Annotated in this window: 16 protein-coding genes; 13 read left to right on the top strand and 3 right to left on the bottom strand. The window is 54.7% G+C overall.

Going from position 1 to position 19597, the window contains the following annotated elements:
- The first annotated feature begins 318 nt into the window (after window positions 1-318).
- The 8 genes from msbA to HQL52_13725 all read left to right on the top strand — a co-directional run bounded on the left by msbA (window position 319) and on the right by HQL52_13725 (window position 10334).
- Window positions 319-2064 carry a lipid A export permease/ATP-binding protein MsbA gene (gene msbA, locus HQL52_13690; GenBank protein ID MBF0370500.1) on the top strand — a complete coding sequence of 582 codons (1746 nt, stop codon included), beginning with the start codon at window positions 319-321 and terminating at the stop codon, window positions 2062-2064.
- Complete coding sequence (locus tag HQL52_13695; GenBank protein ID MBF0370501.1) at window positions 2061-3320, top strand: glycosyltransferase family 9 protein; 1260 nt, start codon at window positions 2061-2063, stop codon at window positions 3318-3320. The genes msbA and HQL52_13695 overlap by 4 nt, the downstream gene beginning before the upstream one ends.
- Window positions 3317-4351 (top strand): glycosyltransferase, encoded by a 1035-nt coding sequence (locus tag HQL52_13700; protein MBF0370502.1) that lies wholly within the window; start codon window positions 3317-3319, stop codon window positions 4349-4351. The genes HQL52_13695 and HQL52_13700 overlap by 4 nt, the downstream gene beginning before the upstream one ends.
- Before the next feature lie 138 nt (window positions 4352-4489).
- Complete coding sequence (locus tag HQL52_13705) at window positions 4490-5392, top strand: hypothetical protein (GenBank protein ID MBF0370503.1); 903 nt, start codon at window positions 4490-4492, stop codon at window positions 5390-5392.
- Between the two features lie 26 nt (window positions 5393-5418).
- Complete coding sequence (locus HQL52_13710; GenBank protein ID MBF0370504.1) at window positions 5419-6507, top strand: hypothetical protein; 1089 nt, start codon at window positions 5419-5421, stop codon at window positions 6505-6507.
- 4 nt (window positions 6508-6511) lie between these two features.
- Window positions 6512-7627, top strand: coding sequence for a glycosyltransferase family 4 protein (locus tag HQL52_13715; GenBank protein ID MBF0370505.1), 1116 nt, complete (start codon window positions 6512-6514; stop codon window positions 7625-7627).
- Between the two features lie 235 nt (window positions 7628-7862).
- Window positions 7863-8633 (top strand): rhodanese-like domain-containing protein, encoded by a 771-nt coding sequence (locus HQL52_13720; GenBank protein MBF0370506.1) that lies wholly within the window; start codon window positions 7863-7865, stop codon window positions 8631-8633.
- A gap of 60 nt (window positions 8634-8693) precedes the next feature.
- On the top strand, window positions 8694-10334 hold the full coding sequence (locus HQL52_13725) for a GGDEF domain-containing protein (GenBank protein ID MBF0370507.1): 1641 nt from the start codon (window positions 8694-8696) through the stop codon (window positions 10332-10334).
- Here HQL52_13725 and HQL52_13730 read toward each other — a convergent pair.
- A complete protein-coding gene (locus tag HQL52_13730) occupies window positions 10298-10567 on the bottom strand; it encodes a hypothetical protein (protein ID MBF0370508.1) in 270 nt (89 codons plus the stop codon). The two genes, HQL52_13725 and HQL52_13730, sit on opposite strands and share 37 nt — an antisense overlap.
- A 656-nt stretch (window positions 10568-11223) precedes the next feature.
- Here HQL52_13730 and HQL52_13735 point away from each other — a divergent pair.
- The 5 genes from HQL52_13735 to HQL52_13755 all read left to right on the top strand — a co-directional run bounded on the left by HQL52_13735 (window position 11224) and on the right by HQL52_13755 (window position 14140).
- Entirely contained in the window at window positions 11224-11991 is a 768-nt protein-coding gene (locus HQL52_13735) for a ComF family protein (GenBank protein ID MBF0370509.1), read from the top strand.
- 15 nt (window positions 11992-12006) lie between these two features.
- Window positions 12007-12267, top strand: a complete 261-nt coding sequence (gene grxC, locus HQL52_13740; GenBank protein MBF0370510.1) for a glutaredoxin 3 — start codon at window positions 12007-12009, stop codon at window positions 12265-12267.
- A 17-nt stretch (window positions 12268-12284) separates the two neighbouring features.
- Window positions 12285-13124 carry a carbon-nitrogen hydrolase family protein gene (locus HQL52_13745; protein MBF0370511.1) on the top strand — a complete coding sequence of 280 codons (840 nt, stop codon included), beginning with the start codon at window positions 12285-12287 and terminating at the stop codon, window positions 13122-13124.
- A gap of 471 nt (window positions 13125-13595) precedes the next feature.
- Window positions 13596-13853 (top strand): hypothetical protein, encoded by a 258-nt coding sequence (locus HQL52_13750; protein ID MBF0370512.1) that lies wholly within the window; start codon window positions 13596-13598, stop codon window positions 13851-13853.
- A gap of 77 nt (window positions 13854-13930) precedes the next feature.
- Entirely contained in the window at window positions 13931-14140 is a 210-nt protein-coding gene (locus tag HQL52_13755; protein MBF0370513.1) for a hypothetical protein, read from the top strand.
- 275 nt (window positions 14141-14415) lie between these two features.
- On the opposite strand, the gene HQL52_13760 is transcribed toward HQL52_13755, so the two are convergent.
- Together HQL52_13760 and glnD are read right to left on the bottom strand one after the other, a co-directional pair.
- Window positions 14416-15774 carry a 3-deoxy-7-phosphoheptulonate synthase class II gene (locus HQL52_13760; GenBank protein ID MBF0370514.1) on the bottom strand — a complete coding sequence of 453 codons (1359 nt, stop codon included), beginning with the start codon at window positions 15772-15774 and terminating at the stop codon, window positions 14416-14418.
- A 314-nt stretch (window positions 15775-16088) separates the two neighbouring features.
- The gene (glnD, locus tag HQL52_13765; GenBank protein ID MBF0370515.1) at window positions 16089-18953 is read right to left on the bottom strand and encodes a [protein-PII] uridylyltransferase; all 2865 of its coding nucleotides are present in this window, start codon (window positions 18951-18953) and stop codon (window positions 16089-16091) included.
- Between the last annotated feature and the right edge of the window lie 644 nt (window positions 18954-19597).

The following is a 19597-nucleotide window of genomic DNA, read 5'->3' on the forward strand; positions in this document are numbered from 1 at the left end:
AGTTATCTGTCCACCTGCCGCAAACAAGGCGTTTCCGCTTCCGAAGCCCTGCAATTGCTGTTTGAAGGTCAGCGGCCTTCCTTCATGCAGCCTAACGAAGCTGAATAGTTACCATTTAACCAGGCTCACCGAACATTTTGGTTAAACGCACCCCTTGAGAAACCTCCAACGCTTGACCATCACCGCTTAAAAGGGGTACCCCTTTTCTACTGGATCTTCACGCCCCCCCATCGGTCACCACAGAAAGTCGCTATGAACAACAAGGACGTTATCAAAAAAAACGAATCGGATGATCAGGAGAGTTCCCAGCCGGAAGGACTGGACAACAAGGAAATTCTCAGACGTTTCGGCAAGTTGGTCTGGCCTTTTCGCTGGTATCTGATTCCGGCTTTTTTTTGCATGATTTTGATCGCCGGAACCAATGGCGCCATCGCCTATTTTGTGCAGCCGATTCTCGATAATATTTTTATCGAGCGGGATAAGAGCATGCTGACGGTGCTGCCCTTTGTGATTTTGGGTATTTTTGCGGTGCGGGGGGCAGCCTATTTTGTACAGAACTACTATATGGATTTTGTCGGGCTCAAGGTGGTCCGCCAGCTCCAGGTGGCCCTCTATGGCCATTTCCTGACCCTCGATATCGGCTATTTTGCGGCCAACACCACCGGCAGCTTTATCTCCCGCATCACCTATGACGCCAACATGCTGAAGAGTTCCGCCTCCTCGGTGATCTCCAACACCTTCCGGGAGGGGTTTTCAGTCATTTTTCTCCTGGGGGTGCTTTTCTATCGGGATTTTAATCTGGCGCTGGTCTCCTTGCTGGGGCTGCCCATCGCCGGATTGTTGATCCTGCGCTTTGGTCGGCGCATGCGGGGGTTGAGTAAGGACAGGCAGGAGCTGATGGAGGGGGTGATGAGCCACCTTCAGGAGACTCTTTCGGGATTGCGCATCGTCAAGGCCTTCTGCATGGAACCCTCGGAGCGGGCCGGTTTTCGCAAGGTGACCAAGGAGGTGCTGCACAACAGCCTCCGGGCCACCTTCGTGCGCTCCCTGACCCATCCTTCCATGGACCTGGTGGCGGGTTTGGCCATCAGCGGGGTGGTGCTCTATGGGGGGCGGGAGGTGATCAACGGCAACACCACGGCGGGGGCCTTTTTTTCGTTCGTCACCGCTCTCCTCATGGCCTACACCCCCATCAAGCGTTTTTCCAGTCTGAACAATAAAATCCAGGAGGGGATGGCAGCAGCCAAGCGGGTGTTCGAACAGCTGGATGTCCAACCCACCATCGCCGACGCCCCCAACGCCGTAGTGCTGCCCAGGCTTTCGGAATCGATCCATTTTCAAAAAATTTCCTTCGTCTATGGAGCCGATCTGGAGCCGGTGCTGGATGGTATCGATCTTAAAGTCAAAGCCGGGGAAAAGGTCGCCCTGGTGGGTTCCAGCGGTGCGGGTAAAACCACCCTGGTCCATCTGGTGCCGCGTTTTTATGATGTGACGGACGGGGCCATCACCATTGATGGCGTGGATGTGCGCACCGCCACCATGAAAAGCCTCCGCTCCCAGATTGCCATGGTGACCCAGGAGATCATTCTTTTTAACGATACCGTCCGCAACAACATCGCCTATGGGGATCCCAACCGTACCCTGGAGGAGATTCGGGAGGCGGCGCGGGGAGCCAATGCCCTCGATTTTATCGAATCGTTCCCCGATGGATTCGATACCGTGATCGGCGATCAGGGGGTGAAGCTTTCCGGGGGCCAGCGCCAGCGCCTCTCCATCGCCCGCTCTCTGCTCAAGGATGCCCCTATCCTGATCTTGGATGAGGCGACCAGTGCCCTGGATACCGAAAGCGAAATAGCGGTGCAAAAGGCCCTGGAGCGGCTGATGCAAAATCGCACCACCCTGGTGATCGCCCATCGCCTCTCCACCATCCGCAACGCCGACCGGATCATCGTGCTCAAGGGCGGTAAAATTGTGGAGGAGGGGAGCCACAGCGTCCTGTTGGAAAAAGATGGGGAGTATGCCCGTTACCATCGTTTGCAGTTTAAAACGGAGGAGAAGGATTGAGCCTGCCCCCACGCATTCTGGTGATCAAATCCAGGCATCTGGGGGATGTGCTCTTGACCGGCCCTCTCATCTCCAGCTTGCGTTTGCGCCATCCGGAGGCCTTCATCGCCGCGCTGGTGAAACCCGACACCCGGGTCATGCTGGAGGGACACCCCCATCTGAACGCGGTGTTGACCTTTGTGGTGCGCCGGAAAGGGGAGGGGGTGCTCTCCTATGTGGGGCGGCTTTTCCAGTGGTGGCGGCATCTGCGTGGGCAGCGTTTTGATTGGGTTATCAGCACCACCAAGGGGGATCGGGGGCTTATCACGGCACTCCTCTCCGGGGCTTCCAGGCGTGTGGGGCTGGGGAGGCGGCGCAACGAAAAAAATTGGCGCAAGTGGATCCGTACCGAAACGCTCTATCCGGGGGATGGTCTGCGCCATACGGTGATCCGCAATCTCAATCTTCTGGGCTCCCGGAGAGATCCTTCACTGCATCGTGAATCAGAGCTGGATTCTGACAGCTCTGCTGGTACAGAGCTTTCTTCTGCCCCCGTCACTGAAACTGAAACTGGGGACAGCATAGCTTCCGGTTCAGGGCAGGCCACTGAAACAGAACCCACCTACCGTTCGGTCCACATGGCCTTTGATGAGGGGGATGCCAGAATGGTGGCCGGGACGCTGGAGGCCGGGGGTTGGGATGGCGTAAAACCCTTGATTCAGGTCCACCCCACCTCCCGCTGGTTTTTTAAATGCTGGGACGATATCGGTATGGCCCAGGCCATCGATTTTTTGGCCTCCCGTGGCTGCCATGTGGTGGTGACCGGCGCACCCAGCTCTAAGGAACGGGAAAAAAACAGCGCCATTTTAAGCCACTGCCAAGCTTCGGTTCAGGATCTTACCGGGGCGCTCTCCATCAAGGAATTGGCAGCGCTTACAGCTCGCTGTCAGCTTTTTTTTGGCGTCGATACCGCCCCCATGCACATGGCCGCTGCCTTGGATATCCCGGTGGTGGGGTTGCTGGGGCCTTCCAAGGTGTGGGCGTGGGGGCCCTGGCCCAATGGCTATGAAGGAGCTAGAACGCCCTACCCCAAGCCCAGAGGCAATCAGCGCGCCGGAAAACATACGGTGATCCAGAAAGATTGGGAGTGTGTCCCCTGTGGGTCGGATGGCTGTGAGGGGAGTAAAAAAAGCCAGTGCCTGGATGAACTCACCCCTGATGAGGTGATTTCGGAATTGAAGGAGGCCTTGGCGCGGACATTGGGGAATCCCCCATGAAAATTCTCGCTCTGGGAGAGCTGGAAAAGGGGGATTTGCGTTTTTTCAAGCCTCTCGACGGCCACGATATCACCTGGTTCAACACCATCAAAACCCGTCCCCACGCCTTTGCCTGGAAAGAGAGTCGACAGCTGATCGCAGCTCTGAAGGGGGAAGAATATGACCTCATCCTCTGTGGTCGCCACGCCCATATCAAGACCATGGGGCTGTTGCGCAAAGGGTTGAGTGAGACGGTGCGCAAGGTGAAATATCCAAAAAGCTTTGGTCCCTCACTCATCGTCCAATACGCCCGCTCCACCCCTTGTGCGGTATTGGATATGGGGGATCTGCCCCTGGTGGATCACCACACCTTTCCCCTTTTGCAAAATGGCGTGCGATATTTCAAGCGGGAGCTGCCGGTCAATCCCCTGAACGCCTTTCTCTATACATCACCCGCTTTTAAAAGCCGCCAGGGTATTGCTGAGGGGGCTGGCCCCCATCTCCATAAACTTCGCCCCATCTCCATTGGTGTGGATGACGCCCCCTGGGACGAGGATCTGACCACCCTCCCCAAAACCGCTGATCTGTTTTATGCCGGAAATATCCAGGGCCATCCCATCCGGGAGAGGGGTGTGGCCCGCCTGCGCGCTCTGGCCGATCAGGGGCTCCGGGTGGATATTCCAAAAGAGCGGCTGGACTTCGAAACCTTCCAAAAACGCCTGGCAGCAGCACACCTGGTCTGGTCTCCCGAGGGGATGGGGTGGGAGTGTTATCGCCACTATGAAGCCGCCCTGGCGGGGAGTGTCCCGGTGATGAATCGCCCTGGCATCCAGCGCCATCAACCCCTCCAGGAGGGGGTGCACGGATTGTTCTATGACCCCAGTGTTTTTGGGGAGTTGGAGCGGGTGGTTTTGCAGGGGTTGGCCGACAAGGAACGCCTGAAAAAGATCAGCCGCACCGCCCGGAATTTTGTGTTGCAGCATCACACCCATCAAGCCCTGGCCCGCCACATTCTTGCAGAAACCCAGGCAGCTCATCCGATCCAGAGTTAAGTTCAGGCCAGTCACTCTCCCAAAGTTGACCGGCTTATGGCGATGAAGAGCCGTAGTCAAGCCCATCCGAATGGCCTAAAATTGGGTTTTTCCATAGACGATTTTTTTTAAAGCCTCAATCAACCCAAACGGAACCCCATGGCGGCATTCAGTCAGGTTTGGTATTTCACTCCCCGTCACCGGCTGATTTATCGCTGGCGTAATAGCTTGATGAAACGTCTGGGGCGGTTTTCCGAGCGTCCCATCGATTCAGTGGTGATTCCCTGCTACGGGGAAAAGTATGTCGAGGAGGCCTCCCTCTCAGCCTTTTTTGCTCATCGCTCCATGCCGGGTTTAAAGGAAATCCGCATCGTCACCGATCAGCCCGCTTCGGCCTTCACCATCGACAGCCACAAGATCCATGTGGATACCCTCATCCTGCCACCTGCCCCGGTACCGGCCTTCCAGAATATCTGGCAAAGCCGCATCGTCAAGATCCAAGCTCCCCTGCAATGCCAGGGGCCGATGATCCTGATGGTGGATTCGGACCTGATGATATTGAAGGATTTTCAGGTGCCGGTCACTCCCAACACCATCATGGGCAGCTTTAGAACCGGGAAGATGGCGTTTAAATTAAAGGGGCTGCCCCACCGCTTTCCAGAGATGCGCCTGGTGCGACGGCCCCATTTGAAAACCCATTTGAACGGGGCTTTTTTGGCTGCTGATCGGGAGATTTGGCAACAGCTTTCCCCCCTGTGGCTGGATCTTTTTCAATCGATCTGGGGACGGGTGAAAAGCACCGAGCGGCCGCCGACGGACCAGCTGCCCCTGGCCATTGCTCTGGATCGCCTGGGGCTTAACTCCGGGGATTTGGGGTTTTGGGCCAACTGGCCGGTGGCCAAGGAGATCGGTGGGCAAACCGCGCCCATTCCCCGGGAGGTGATCGGGGCACACGCCGGATTTCCCTTGAGTGAATACCAAAAACTGCTGAAAAATAGGGATGCGCCACTCACTTTTCAGGATCAGCAGGTGACCCGCAAGGTTCGTTATCTCCCCGGTTAAGGGGGGCTGATCCTAAAGATGCCGCCATGTTTTATCTGATCATCCATTTTTTGCTACAACCCCTCTACTGGCTGCTGATACCCTTTCGCCGGAAACGGGGCGGGGTGCTCGTCATCCATACCGGCAAGATTGGCGATTATGTCAATGCCAGCGCCCTTTTTTCCCCCTTTGATCAGGTGGATGTGCTCATCGACCGCATGAACGCCCCGTTCCCCCCCCGGGATCAGCGCATCGGTCAGGCTTGGTTGGTACAGGATTGGAGCGGCTCGTTATGGGCCAAACTTCGCCTGGCTTTGACCCTCTACCTGAAAAACTATGCCGATATTTTGGTCACCACCCCCAACGCCCTGAATCTGTTTTTTGGCCTCTCCGGGGCGCCCGGACGCAAGGCGGCTATCCGCACCTACCGTTCTGGCCAGACCGCCCAACTTTTCATGCGGTTTTATGATCAACTGGTGGAGCACACCAAGGATGATCTCACCGTGGATAGCTACCTGGCCTTGGCCGGGAGCCGCCGTATCGGGGGGAGTTCTCCTACCAAAGTAGTGGATCAGGTGGATCCGGAGCGGTTGCGCCTGAAGGTTGGGATGGTGGAAGGGCTTAAGGCGGGGGTGGGGATTATTGCCGGTAATCCCTCCAAAAAAATGCCTGGGGATGAGTGGGCCTGGATGATTGCTGAATTGATCTCTTTGGGGGCGACGGTGTTTGTCTTTGGCACCGAAGCGGACGAACCGGCCTTTCATGAGGTGTTGGAACAGGGGGATTTTGATCGGGAGCGGGTGATTTCCCTGTTGGGGGAGGTGCCGCTGGAAGATTTGCCGGACAATCTCGCCGCCATGGATCTTTTCGTGAGTGCGGATTCAGGGCCTGCCTATCTGGCTGATTCGGTGGGGGTGCCGGTGCTGGTTTATGCCGGACCCTGCCATCTCAAGGAGCAGCGCCCCTTGGGGGAGCAGTGCCATTTTATCGAACCCCGCAAGCCGGTAGGGAAAAAATCCTTTATTTTCGATACGCTGCATAACGACAACGACCCCGACTGGTATCGCACCGACTCCAAACGCCGGGTGCCTGTTCAGGCTTGGTTACGCATGCGTCTTTCCGTGAAAGAGCCCTGATCCGGTGAAAAATATTCTCATGGTGACCCACTCCCTCAACTGGGGCGGCTCCCCCATCAGCTTGCGTTTGTTGGCGTCAGGGCTTCAGGGGCGGGGATATCAAATCCATGCCGCAAGCGAAAAGGATGGCCCCCTCAGAGACTCCTACGAAGCCCTGGGTCTGCCGGTATCGATTCAACCCCGACGGGGGATGATGGAACTGGGGCTTGTCCGGGATTATCTGAAATTGATCCGGGAGAAGAAGATTGATCTGGTCCATCTCAACACCTTCACCTCTTATTATAAATATCCCGGTATTGCCGCCCGGCTTTTGGGTGTTCCGGTGGTGTGGTGGGTGCGGGAGGATGTGGAGGCCAGGCGCTGCCTGAAGATGCGGAGCTGGCCTGGGCGACTCAAGGCCATGATGGTGCCGGTTTCGGCTGCCCTGGGAGAGGATTTGGCCCGTTTGGGCTATGTTTCCAAAGAGCGCATCCGGGTGATCCTGAACGGCATTCCACCGCTATCTTCAGAGGGTGAGCCGAATGAACCCCTCCCACCAGCCACGCTGGGTTCTACCCTTCCACCCCGCCCCTGGGTCGCCGTCATCGGCAGCCTGGAAGAGCGTAAAGGATTGCACGATCTGGTGGATGCCGTTGCCCGGCTGGGGCGTTCAGGTCTCCAACCTTCGATTCTGGTCGCCGGTTCCGATCCCTCCAGCAGTGGGAAATATCGGCAACGGATCCAAACACAGCTGGCAGATTTGGGGTTGTCGGATCGTTTTTATTTTTTGGGCAACGTCGCCGACCCCCGCTGGCTCTACCGTCAGGCGGATCTCTTCGTGCTGCCGACCCACTGGGAGGGGTGCGCCCGGGTGTTGCTGGAGGCGATGAAGGAGGGTTGCCCCATTCTCACCACTGATGCCGGGGGTAATCCGGAGCTGGTGAACGATGGCCAAACCGGTGTGGTCACCCCCACGGGAGATGTCCAGGGGATGACGGAAAAAATCCGGCAGATGCTGGAAAATCCCGACCAAAGCCAAGCCATGGCTCAAGCCGGGCAGAAACGCCTTCGGGATCATTTTACCCTGGAGCACCATCTGGATCGGGTGGATCGGTTTTATCGGGAACTGCCCAACTCCTAGCCAATGATAAATTATTTATCTATCCACTCGGGTTGATCCGTCCTATATTGTTTTCAGCGCAAGGGGAGGGGGGCTCCTGATTGATTGACTGCGACACCATTCGACCTGCCCCCCCGTTGGCCCGTCTGATCGAAGCCCCCCTTGATAACCATTGGTTGGTCCATCTTCCAATCTGTGAGTGGATGGTTCCACACCGCCATGAATGGGATGGCTTTCCCTGCATAGGGTCAGGTCCATGCTCAAAAACGCCCAGCACCGAGCCGTTTTGACCTCTTCCACAGGGGGTGACGGTACTCTTCCCAAGGGCTTTCCCAAGGGACTGGTTTTCCTCTGTTCCCTGTTGATCCTCCTCACCTTTCTGCTGCTTCCCGACTCTTCTGCTTTTGCCGCTGAAGAGAGCGATTATCCAGTTAAAATTACGGCCAAAATGCCATTCGTGGATCTGCCCGGATGTGATGGTGGTAAAAATTTTCGTCTGGAGCGGGAGCAGGATATCGACAATCAGGTCGATTTTGATTTTTCCTACACCTCCCGCAAGTGCCCTCCCTATTGCGTTCAGCCCATGACCCTGAGTCCCGGGGTGGAGACCATTGGTGAGTTGGAGATGATCCACTATCTGAAAAAGATGGCCCAGGAGGACGGTTCTCTTCTGGTGATCGACTCCCGTACCGATTTTTGGTTGGCCAAAGGGATGATTCCCTGTGCCATTTCCATCCCCTGGACCGACCTTCACTATCGCAAGGCCGACAAGGAAAAGTTGATGGATATCCTCGAATTTCAGTTCGGGGTGGTGAAGGAGGAGGATCTGCTCAACTTTGAAAATGCCAAGACCCTGGTTTTTTATTGCAACGGCTATTGGTGTGGCCAATCTCCCACCAACATCCGCTCTCTTTTAATGTTGGGCTACCCGGCCCACAAGCTCAAATGGTATCGGGGGGGCATGCAGGCTTGGTCATCTTTGGGGTTTGATACGATTCCCCATCCTGACATGCAAAAGGAAGAGTGATGTGCCTAAGAGTGCATCAGCCGGATGGACCAATTCTTCAGGATCCGGGAGGGGTGAACCATGTGGCGTGACAAAAGCCTGAAAATTCCTGCGGTCAGTTTTCTTCTGGTTGCTGTCATCGCTACCCTGGGGGTGGGTTATCTGATCAATTTTACCATCCTCAAGGATGTTCTCCAGGAGCGGATGCACGTTCGGGCGGGCCAGATCACCGAGGGGGTTCGTGCTGATCTTTCCAGCCGGGTCAGCAAGCTGGAACATTTTAAGGATTCCTGGTCGGAAAATACCGAATATTTGCTGGATCTGGAGGCGGACAATGGGGTGGAGGGGCTGGGGCTTAAGGAGATGGTGCGCCAGTGGCAGGATCTTTTTCCTCTGTGGAATCTGGAATTTTTGCTGATTTTGGATCATCAGGGCCAAACTCTGCAACACCTGCCTGTGAGTTTTGATGCCTCTGAGCCTCTGTCCGGGGAACTGTTGCAAAATGCTCGAAAGGCTCTCTCAAAAGGGCACCATTATTGGAGTAGTGCCAAGGTGGGTGGAGCGTGGAGCCTTTTGCTTTTTGCCCCTCTGAAAGTGGAAGGCCATCCTTCCCTGACGGTGGTGTTTGCCCAACAGATGGAGGCCCTTGCTGCTGAGGTGAGAGCTGCCAACCCCGCCCATCCCTTTCAGCTGGCGGCTGGGGATGGTTTGATCGGCGACAATTTACTTGATGTTCAGCCAGATAGTCGCCTGCAGCTGATGATTGACGGGGTGATTGAGAGCGATGTGGCTCATATGGAGTATGATGCTGATCGCCAGACCAATCTGTTCGTCACACCATTGCCTATTTTTGATCGTTCCTTTGCCTTGGTTGTTCCCGTTGAGGTGGAGCAGGCCCGGCAGATTCTAGCGGGTTCCCGGGAGCGTTTGGCTTATTCGGGGATTTTCATTGTGCTGCTGCTGGTGGGGGTGGGGTTTGCGCTGGATCGGCTTATTCTGGCACCTCTCAAACGACTGCGCAATCAGGCTGCTGCCATGGTCAAAGCCTGTTCTGGCAACGAACAGAAGCTTTATATCGATCCTGAGGAGAGTGGCAATGAGATTGCTCTTTTGGAAAAGGCTTTTGAAGAGGCTTCGGTCAAGCTTTATGCCCATGTTTCTCATTTGATTGATGCCAAACAGCTGTTGGAGGGGTTGGCCCTTCAGGATCCTGTCACTTTGCTGGGTAATCGTCGGATGTTTCATGAATTTTTGGCCCGAACTTTGGGCCAATGCCGCCGCAAGGAGCGGAAGGTGGCGGTGTTGTTGATTGAACCGACCTCTTTGACGGAGCGTGGTTCTTCATCTGATGAGGTGGAGCGGGATTTGATGTTGCGGGCCATGGCTGATCGTTTGCGCCATCATCTTCGGGGGGAGGATTTGGCTTTTCGTGTTGACCACAACATGTTTGTTTCCTTTGCGCCGGAGTGTGGGGATGAAGAGCAGGTGTTGGCTTTGACCAATCGTCTCTATCAGTTTTTGGTGGCTCCGTACACTTTGGAAGGGGGCAAGAAGGTGGTATTGGGGCTTCATATTGGTATCAGTTTGTTTCCGGAGTCGGGTGAAGAGGTGACGGATTTATTGGAGGCTTCGGGTCGTGCTTTGGATTTGGCCAAGAGGGAGGGTGGGGTGCCTTTCAGGATATATCAGCATCCTGAGGCGACGACTGAGCGGGGGGAGTAAGGGTTTAAACTATTAAAAAAAAAGAGGAGGGGGGTTGGGGAGGATTCTTCCTCCCCAAGGTTTTTCCTTTGATCTTGATTTTTCTTATCTTTTGATCTTGATTTTGTTTTACACCCCCCTGGGAGGGTGGGGGCTTGCCCCCACGGTTCTTCTTTTGTTTTTTCCTTTGATCTTGATTTTATTTCATCTCTTCCAGGAGGGGTTTTCTCCCACGGTTTTAATTTTTCCAGCATGATTTCCCCCCAACACCTTCTCTCTGAAGAAGCGGATTCCCAATCGTCTTCTGGGGCGATGGCCCGGGACTTGACTGAAGAGGCGCTTCGGGTATAAAAAGCGAACCAGTCGGATGCCATTGGCGCTGACGCCAGGCACCATTCAACATCATTGATTTGAATTAGCCCAGTGTTTTTTTATGGCTACTTCTGTGAAGTTGCTGATACCTGCAGCATATCAACAAGTTGCTTGTATATTTTTCGATCTGCGAAGCATTTTTGTGACTTTACAAATTTGGTGTTCATTTAAAAAAGTTTCAATTATTCCCACAATGCACCTGCCAAGTCTATTGCCTGGTTCACCAGATGTCCATTTTAGATTATAAAATTCTGCAAACAGTCATCTGAAATCCTGAACTTTCAAATATAATATTTGTCACAAAAGATGGGGGTTCTCCTATTCCTGGTATCAATACAGTATAATTGTCTGCATTGATATCATCTATTATTAAATATAAGATCCGAAGCACGCCAAATCACTGCATGTTAAACCGGGTATTTGTCGATATGGACCGTTTTGATAGCCTGTATTCTTGAATGGTTGAACGTTGAGAGATTTGAAGCTTGGATTTGATTGAGCAGAATGACCAAGTAGCGATCGGTTCGGAGTTTTGTTTGTGTTTGAGAGTGATAATCAACAGCAACACCGTTTTTCTGTCCTTTCCCGGGTGGCACACGGTTTTGTGGATCTCCTGTTTCCAACGATCTGTGCCGGGTGTCGGGAGAGGGTGGGGGAGGTGGATCGGCTCTGTGATGGTTGCTTGGACGCTCTGCCCCCTCAGCCGGAAAATATTTGCCTGCGTTGTGGGGAGGTGACGGCAGAGGTGCGGGATGGCTGCGGGCGGTGCCTGAATGATCCTTGGCGCTCGGATGCGGTCTACTGTCCATTTGCTTACGAAGGATTGATCAAGGATCTGATCATCGGTTTTAAATTTGGCGATCATTCCGAATGGGCCCCCCTCCTGGCCGGGCTTGCCTGGCAGCGGTTGAGCAAGGCCTTGCAGTGGGAGGAAGCGGACGCGGTGATGCCCATTCCCCTCCATTGGCCCCGGTTGATCCACCGTCGTTTCAATCAATCTGCCCTTCTGGCCCGGGAATTGGCGCGATATCTTGATCGACCACTGGTGACAAGTGGCTTGAAACGCATCAAAATGACCCTGCCCCAGACCCAACTGGATCTGGCGGGGCGGATTCGCAACGTCAAGGGGGCCTTCCGTGCTGATCGACGTCAGGTGGAAGGGCGCTCCCTGCTGCTGGTGGATGATGTCATGACCACCGGAGCGACCACTGCCGAGGCCGTGGCCGCATTAAAAAAAGCTGGTGCAAACCGGGTGGCCGTGGTCTGCCTCTCCCGGGCTGGCTTTAAGAAAGATACCCCCAACTAGAACCGGAGAAAGTAGATGCCTGATATCCTTATATATTCCACCACTGTCTGCCCTTTTTGTGTTCGTGCCAAGATGCTTCTCGATAAAAAAGGGGCTCAATATCGGGAGATCAATCTGGATAAAACCCCCGAGATGCGGGATGAAATGCTGCAAAAATCGGGTGGTCGCCGTACGGTACCGCAAATTTTTATTGGGGATCTCCATGTGGGCGGGTGTGATGACCTCTATGAATTGGAAATGGACGGCAAGCTGAACGAACTCCTGGAAATTACCTGAAGAAGAAAGAGAAGCTCATGACCGCCCCCTCTGGAGAAAAATCCTATCGATCCGCCACTGCGGCCATCATTCAGATGTGCTCCACCGATGATCGGGAACACAACCTGGCCGTGGCTGGAGAACTCCTGGAAGATGCCCAGGGGCAGGGGGCGGAGCTGATGGTGCTGCCGGAAAATTTTGCCTTTATGGGGCAGGATCTCGAGGCCAAGCGTCGCCACCTGGAAGATCCCGAGACGGGGGTCACCGTGCGTTTTTTGCAGGAGACCGCCAAAAGCCTCGGAGTGTGGATTGTGGGGGGCTCCATCACCCTGGCCATTCCCGACTCCCCCAAGGCAGCCAACGCTTCTCTCCTGGTGGGGCCGGATGGGGTCATTCAAGCTCGCTACGACAAAATGCACCTCTTCGATGTCAACCTGGGGGGAGGGGAGGCGCTACGGGAATCGGATTTTGTGCAGGCAGGTAAGACCCCGGTGGTGGCGGAAACCCCGTTTGGTCGCTTGGGTCTGGTCATCTGCTACGACCTGCGCTTTCCTGAGCTCTTTCGGGCTTTGAGTCAGCAGGGGGCCACAATTTTTGCACTCCCCGCAGCTTTTACCCTCACCACGGGTCAGGCCCATTGGGAGCTGCTCTTAAGAGCCCGGGCCGTGGAAAATTTCGCCTATCTTCTGGCTTCTGCCCAATGGGGGCGCCATGCTGACGGTCGCCGCACCTATGGTCACGCCATGGTGGTGGAGCCTTGGGGGACAGTCACTGCCCGGGCACCCGAGGGGGACGGTTTTATCCTGGCGGATCTGAACCCCAAGCGAGTGGAGCAGAGCCGCCGGAAAATTCCCTGTCTCCAACATCGGGTTCTTTAGCGTTTTCCGGAAAGCCCATCGGATCCCCTCTTTCCAATATCAGGTCCGCTGAATTTTTTTAAATCCAATCGAACCTGGTGTGATCAAGGGCTGATTTTTTTCCAGGGGAGGCTCTTTTTGCGGCTTTTTCCGGCAGCCCCTTTTACCCTCTTCTGGAGTGACTCTCCCTGCCCTCTCCATCAATCTGACACCCCCAGTGTCAACGCTCCCGGTATGAGCGTCAAAACCCCTACGCCGTCCATGTCTGCCTCGGTTTGGAAATCCCCATATTTCAATAGAAATCCTGCCATCCATCACACTCTTGCGCCCTGAGCCAATTTGGCGAAGATTTTGCGAAAACCCTCTCTAGAACCGATGGCTGGTGGAAGAAGTCCCAATAGGCGACTTGGTTCCAGGCCATCAGAGTCTCAATACTGTCCGGGCAGGGAGTGAATCTCCTCCCGCTGGCAGCCAATCATTGGAAACCGCTCCATGGCCAAAAAACGGCGCCTGCAGTTTACCGAACGCACCCTTATTCTGGAACAGACCGACTCGGAATGGCGTGGGGGGGGTGGTGGCCGCTCCAAGTTTAATCCTCTGAAACGGGCGGCTGGGGCTGCTGAACTCAGCCCGGAAATCCGACTCGCCATTCCCTCCCCGATGTTGGATTGGTCGGTGATGGGGGGGCTGGGAATTCTGGCAGTCGGGCTTACAGCGCTTCTGATTTTAGAGCTGTGGCCGGAATATTGAGCTTCAGTCCATCCCTGTTTTCTCAAGACAAGCCAGATCGTTTTTCCACCTCTTTATATGGCAAGGAACCACACCCCATGACCTCCCAGGAACTCCATCACGTTGGATCCCGACTCTTTGGGCCGGGATTGATTTCCAGGGTCTACATCAAGTCTTTGGCCCAGGAGCTGGGTCAGCCGGAAGCCCGGGTGCGCCAGTGGTGGTATGGCATTCAAAAAACCATTCCCCAGGAGGTGCCCAAAACCCTGGAACGCATTGAAATGTCCCTGGGTTGCTATGCGGGCTGAAGTTTGACGTCCTGGGCAGCTTTGCTTCGGAAGAGTGGTCGTATCTGGAGAGCCTGTTGCCATTTGACTCAGGAATCGTCTGGCATGGTGAAGCTGTCCAGTTTGTGAGCCATGGATGGAGATCCAGCAGCCCACCCCCTAGGAAACCGGGAACGCCCAGGCGTATGCTCTGGCTTGAGAGAAAGTCTGGGAGATAATCGTCTTGTTTTGGGAAGAGCGCCCCCTCCCTGGCGGGAGAGGGCTTGATCAGGGTTCTGGCAGGGAAGCATCAGGCTTTATTTGGTTTTTCCCTGGAGGATTTCAGCGATCAAAAAGGCGACATCCAGGCTTTGGGCAGCATTCAGGCGGGGGTCGCAAGTGGTCTCGTAGCGCTCAGGCAGCTGTTCTTCCCGTAAATCCTGGGATCCCCCCACACATTCAGTGACATCGTCACCGGTGAGTTCAAAGTGAACCCCACCAGGGATGGTGTTTTCCGACTGATGAATATCGAAAAACTGTTTGATTTCACTTAAGATGTTGTCAACAGAGCGGGTTTTGTGGCCGGTGGAGGTGGAGTAGGTGTTGCCGTGCATCGGATCGCAACTCCAGATCACCTCGGCACCGGTTGATTTGACTGCCTGCACCAGTTTGGGCAGATTTTCGCCGATTTTTTCGTGGCCAAAACGACCGATCAGGGTCAGGCGGCCCAGTTCGTTGTCCGGGTTGAGCTTTTCGCAGAGACCCTTGATATCGTCCGGCGTGACCTTGGGGCCGATTTTGCAGCCCAAGGGGTTGTGAACCCCCCGCAAAAATTCCACATGTGCCCCATCCAGCTGCCGGGTACGCTCGCCGATCCAGAGCATATGAGCGGAGCAGTCGTAAGGATCGCCGGTGAGGGAATCCTGTCGGGTGAGGGCTTCTTCATAGTCCAGAATCAACGCCTCGTGGGAGGTGAAATATTCCACCTCGTGGAGAATGGGGGTGTTGCCGGAATTGATGCCGATCGCTTCCATAAAGCGCATGGCCGCAGTCAGTTCATCGGCAAATTGCCCATAGCGTTTACCCTGGGGACTTTTGGCGACAAAATCCTGGTTCCAGGTATGAATCTGGGCCAGATCGGCAAAACCACCGCTGGTGAAGGCTCGGAGGAGGTTTAGAGTGCTTGCCGATTGAAAATAGGCCCTCTCCAGACGGGTGGGGTCAGGGAGGCGGGCCTCTTCGGAAAAGTAGGGATCATTGACGGATTCCCCCCGAAAGCTGGGCAGGGAGACACCGTCTTTGGTTTCCATGGGGCTGGAGCGGGGCTTGGCAAACTGCCCGGCAATGCGTCCCACCTTGACCACCGGTTTGGCGATACCGTTGGTCAAAATCACCGCCATCTGCAACAAAACCCGTAGCTTGTCGCGGATTGAGTTGGCGGTAAAGTTGTTGAAGGATTCGGCGCAGTCTCCCCCTTGCAGGAGAAACGCTTCCCCCTTTGCCACCTTGGCCAGATGTTTTTTCAGGGAGCGAACTTCCCCGGCAAAAACCAGAGGTGGGTAGGCGGAGAGGCGTCCAAAGGCCTCTCTGAGATTTTTTTCGTCAGGCCACTCCGGTTGTTGCAGAGCGGGATATTTTCGCCATGAGTCTCGTTGCCATGGTTCCTGGGACACGATCGGATTCCTCGAACGGCTTGAAGGGTCTTAAGGTTGGTCCATTTTGGACCAGGATTGCACTGAAGACCCATGTGTTGACACTAAAAATTCACCAATCCCTTCAGTATATCCAATTCCCATGTGGATCTCCATGTTCCTTGAACATAGCCTGTGGGGCTGATCCATCCGGTGCTCCGGATGGGCATTGGCAATCAGCGCTCTGTTTTTTGGGACGGATACCGTTATAGCCAAAAAAAACATCGGCAGGTCGATTTCCCGGAAAATTCCGACATGGAAAGGGTTTGTTTAAAATATTATTCTTATTAAACAATATTTTAAACCTTTCTTGCCTGGCTTGGTATGGAGTCTGGCGGGGTGCCGGAATCCACCTTGGAGACCCAGGTCCAGGGAGGTTCGCCCTTGTCCATCTGCTCCAGGAGGCTGTTGAGATCCCGGTTCAGGCGTTTGGTTTTCTTTTCGTTCAGCTTCAGGCCATAGAGATCCCGCAGATAAAAAACATCCACGGCCCGTTCACCATAAGTGGCGATTTTGGCAGCGCGAACCTGTACCTGGTGGCGTTGCAACAGGTGGGTGATGGCAAAAAGCAGCCCCAACCGATCCTTGGCCGTCACTTCCAATATGGTATGCAGATCAAAACTGTCATCCACTTTTACCGAGGTGGCGACTTCGAAGGGATCCTGCAGGTGGGTGCGGGGGTCAACCTGAGAGAGCAGCTCTTCGGGTAGCACCTGGCCTTTGAGAACCTGGGTGAGGGCTTCATGGATTCTCTCCAGCTTTTGCTCACTCTCGATAGCTCCCCCCTGCCAATCTTCCAGCACAAAGATGTCCAGAGCCATACCATCCTTGGAGGTGTGGATGTTGGCAGAAAGAATGTTGGCGCTCCGGGCGGCGAGAGCGCCGGATATTTTGACGATCAACCCGGGGTGATCCTGGGTATGGATCAAAAGATTGGTGGTGCCGGAGTCGGGAGAGGCATGAAAAACGATGCCCAGGGGCTCTGACTGGAGGGGGGCCAGATCAGAAAAATGGCGGGCCAGGACTTCGGCTGTGTAGCTGGCGAAATATTCGGGATAAAAACGATCCAGATGTTCGTTGATCAATGCCTCGGGCCATTGATCGGCCAAAAGCCGGGCCACGGCCCGTTTGGTGCCTTCGGCCCGACGGCTCAACTCCTGGGGCTTGGAGAGTCCCCCTTCGGTCATGGTTTCCAGGGTCAGGTTGTAGAGTTTTCTGAGCAGGGTTGCCTTCCATTGGTTCCAGGTATTGGGGCCCACCGCCCGGATGTCGGCCACGGTCAGCAGCAGGAGCAGGTCCAGGTGGCATTTGTCTGGAATTTGTTGGGAAAATTGCGCCACGGTTTGGGGGTCACTGATATCCCGGCGAAAGGCGGTGCGGGAAAAAATCAGGTGATTTTTGACCAGCCAACTGACCAGTTGTACCTCCTGGTCGGGCAGGCCCATACGTCGGCAGACCCGGGTGGCCATTTCCGCCCCCAAGATTGAATGATCCCCCTGCCGCCCTTTGGCAATGTCGTGGAAAAGGACACTGAGATATAGAACAACCGGATTTTTGATCTGACTGATCAGTCGGGTGGAAAGAGGCAGCTCCCGGGTAAATCGCCCCCCTTTGATGTGCCGCAGGGCTTCTACCGCCAAGATGGTGTGTTCGTCAACGGTATAGACATGATAGAGATCGTGCTGGGTTTGCCCTACCACCCGACCGAATTCCGGCATGAAACGCCCCAGCAACCCACAGGTGTTCATACGGCGCAACACCCACGCCACCGCCTTGATGCCATTCAACATTTTCATGAAAAGGGCGTTGACATCGGGATTTTGTCGGAATTTTTGGTCAATTAGGCCCAGGTTTTGCGTGATTAGCCGAAAGGTATCTGGATGGATACCCTTGGTGCGGCGTTGGGCCACTTCAAAAATGGCCAGCAGGTGGACGGGGTTTTGTTTGAAGACATTTTCCCCCTGAACCGTGATTTTGTCACCCACGATCCAGAATGGCCCTTCCAGATGGTGGTTGGCTTCACCGGTCACCTTTTGATGCTCCTCCTGATACTTTTGGAGGAAAATGTGTGAAAGATTGCCTACCTGTCTGGCCACCTGGTAGTAGCGGCGCATGAATTGTTCCACACCCAGTACCCCGGGGCGGTTTCGGTAGCCAAATTCCTCAGCGATTTCCAGCTGGTGGTGAAAGGTTAAACGATCATCCCGGCGTTTGGCCCGATAGTGGAGGGCGTTGCGCACCCTCTGGAGAAAGGCTCGGGAGCGGGTAAAGGTTTGATACTCCTCGGAGGTGATGATGCCCCGGGGGACCAGTTCCCGGATTCGATCCACCTGATAGCGGTATTTGGAAATCCAGAAAAAAGTGTGAATATCCCTGAGCCCACCAGGGTTTTCCTTGAGGTTGGGCTCCAGATAAAACATCGAATTGCCAAATCGTTCATGGCGCTTTCGTTGTTCGAGCAGTTTGCCCCGGAGAAAGGCTCCGGGATTTTTGAGTAGCACCTGCTCAAACAGGGTGGCGCGGTAGACCTGAAAAAGTTTTTTATTGCCAGCGATAAAACGGGACTCAAGCAGAGAGGTGCGGATTTCAAGCTCTTTTTCAGCCAACACCACGCAGTCGTTGATGGAGCGTACGGCTTGGCCCACCTCCAGTCCCAGATCCCAGAGAAAATAGAGCATCTTCGAGACACAGGCGTTCATCTCGGGGGAGGGGGTGTCGGGCATGAGAAAGAGCAGGTCGATATCGGAATAGGGGGCCAGCTCCTTGCGCCCGTAACCACCGGTTGCCACCAGGCTGAACGCCTCCCGAAGTGTTTTTTCTCCAGGGGAGTGGGGGGCGGAAATTAATTGATAGAGCACCTGTAGAAGGGTATCCGACAAATGAGTATGGCCTCGGACAATGCGGTGTCCTGAGGCACCTTTGAGGTGAAATTGCCGCAGTTTTTCCCAGCCCTCCTGAAGGGTCTGTTTAAAAAGAGCCAGAAGATCAGCCCGGCTCTCTCCCTGGGAGGGAAAGGGTTCTGTCGGTGGAATCAGCTGGCTGGACTTTTGGATGAGCTGTTTGAGATCAGCGATTTCCTGATTGGTAAATTTCACGTAAGCGGCATCCTTGTCAGGCTTTTGGTCGGAATAACGGAGCGCTCCCAACCGTGGGGATCGTGGCATCGGTGGGCTTGACCTTACCGGGAGCCAAGTTTCAGCGACCGACAGGCCACAGCGGTCAATCATACCTGAATCCACGGATCAGCTGAACTGCTTCTTTGGATGGCGAGATTCCGTTAAACCCGGGGAGGATAAAAGATGGAATACAAGAGGGGATGCAAGAAGGGATGCAAGGGGAGATGCAAGGGGGGATGCAAGAGGGGCTTCATAAGTGGGATGATTAGAGGTCAACCTTAAGCCGAACCCGTTCCAATTGGGGGGGCTGTGGTCGGGAAATCTCCTCCCAGAGGTAGGAATCAGCTGAATTTTGGTGGATCTGCCCAACATTATATGATGGGAGCGCTATCTGCTAAAACGTGTTTTCATCCGGGATCGAAACGGTCTGGATGATCCCGTTGAATCCTTTCAATATCCCTGGAAAAGGGTGTTGGTCGATGGGAAAAAAACAAACAAAATCAGGTGGAATATCTGGATAAAAGAGGTGAACAGGTCAGTTTGTAGGGCAAGGGGTGAGTTGAAAAACAGGCGATGAATGGGATGGCAGATACGGATTTTATTTGCGTTGGCGGATGAGATTCATACAATGCCCCGTCCGATACCCAGGTCCGTTTCCTTGAAGGGCTGGTATCAACAGATGTAGACTCACC

It is taken from the genome of Magnetococcales bacterium, from assembly GCA_015232395.1.
Taxonomy (GTDB): domain Bacteria; phylum Pseudomonadota; class Magnetococcia; order Magnetococcales; family JADFZT01; genus JADFZT01.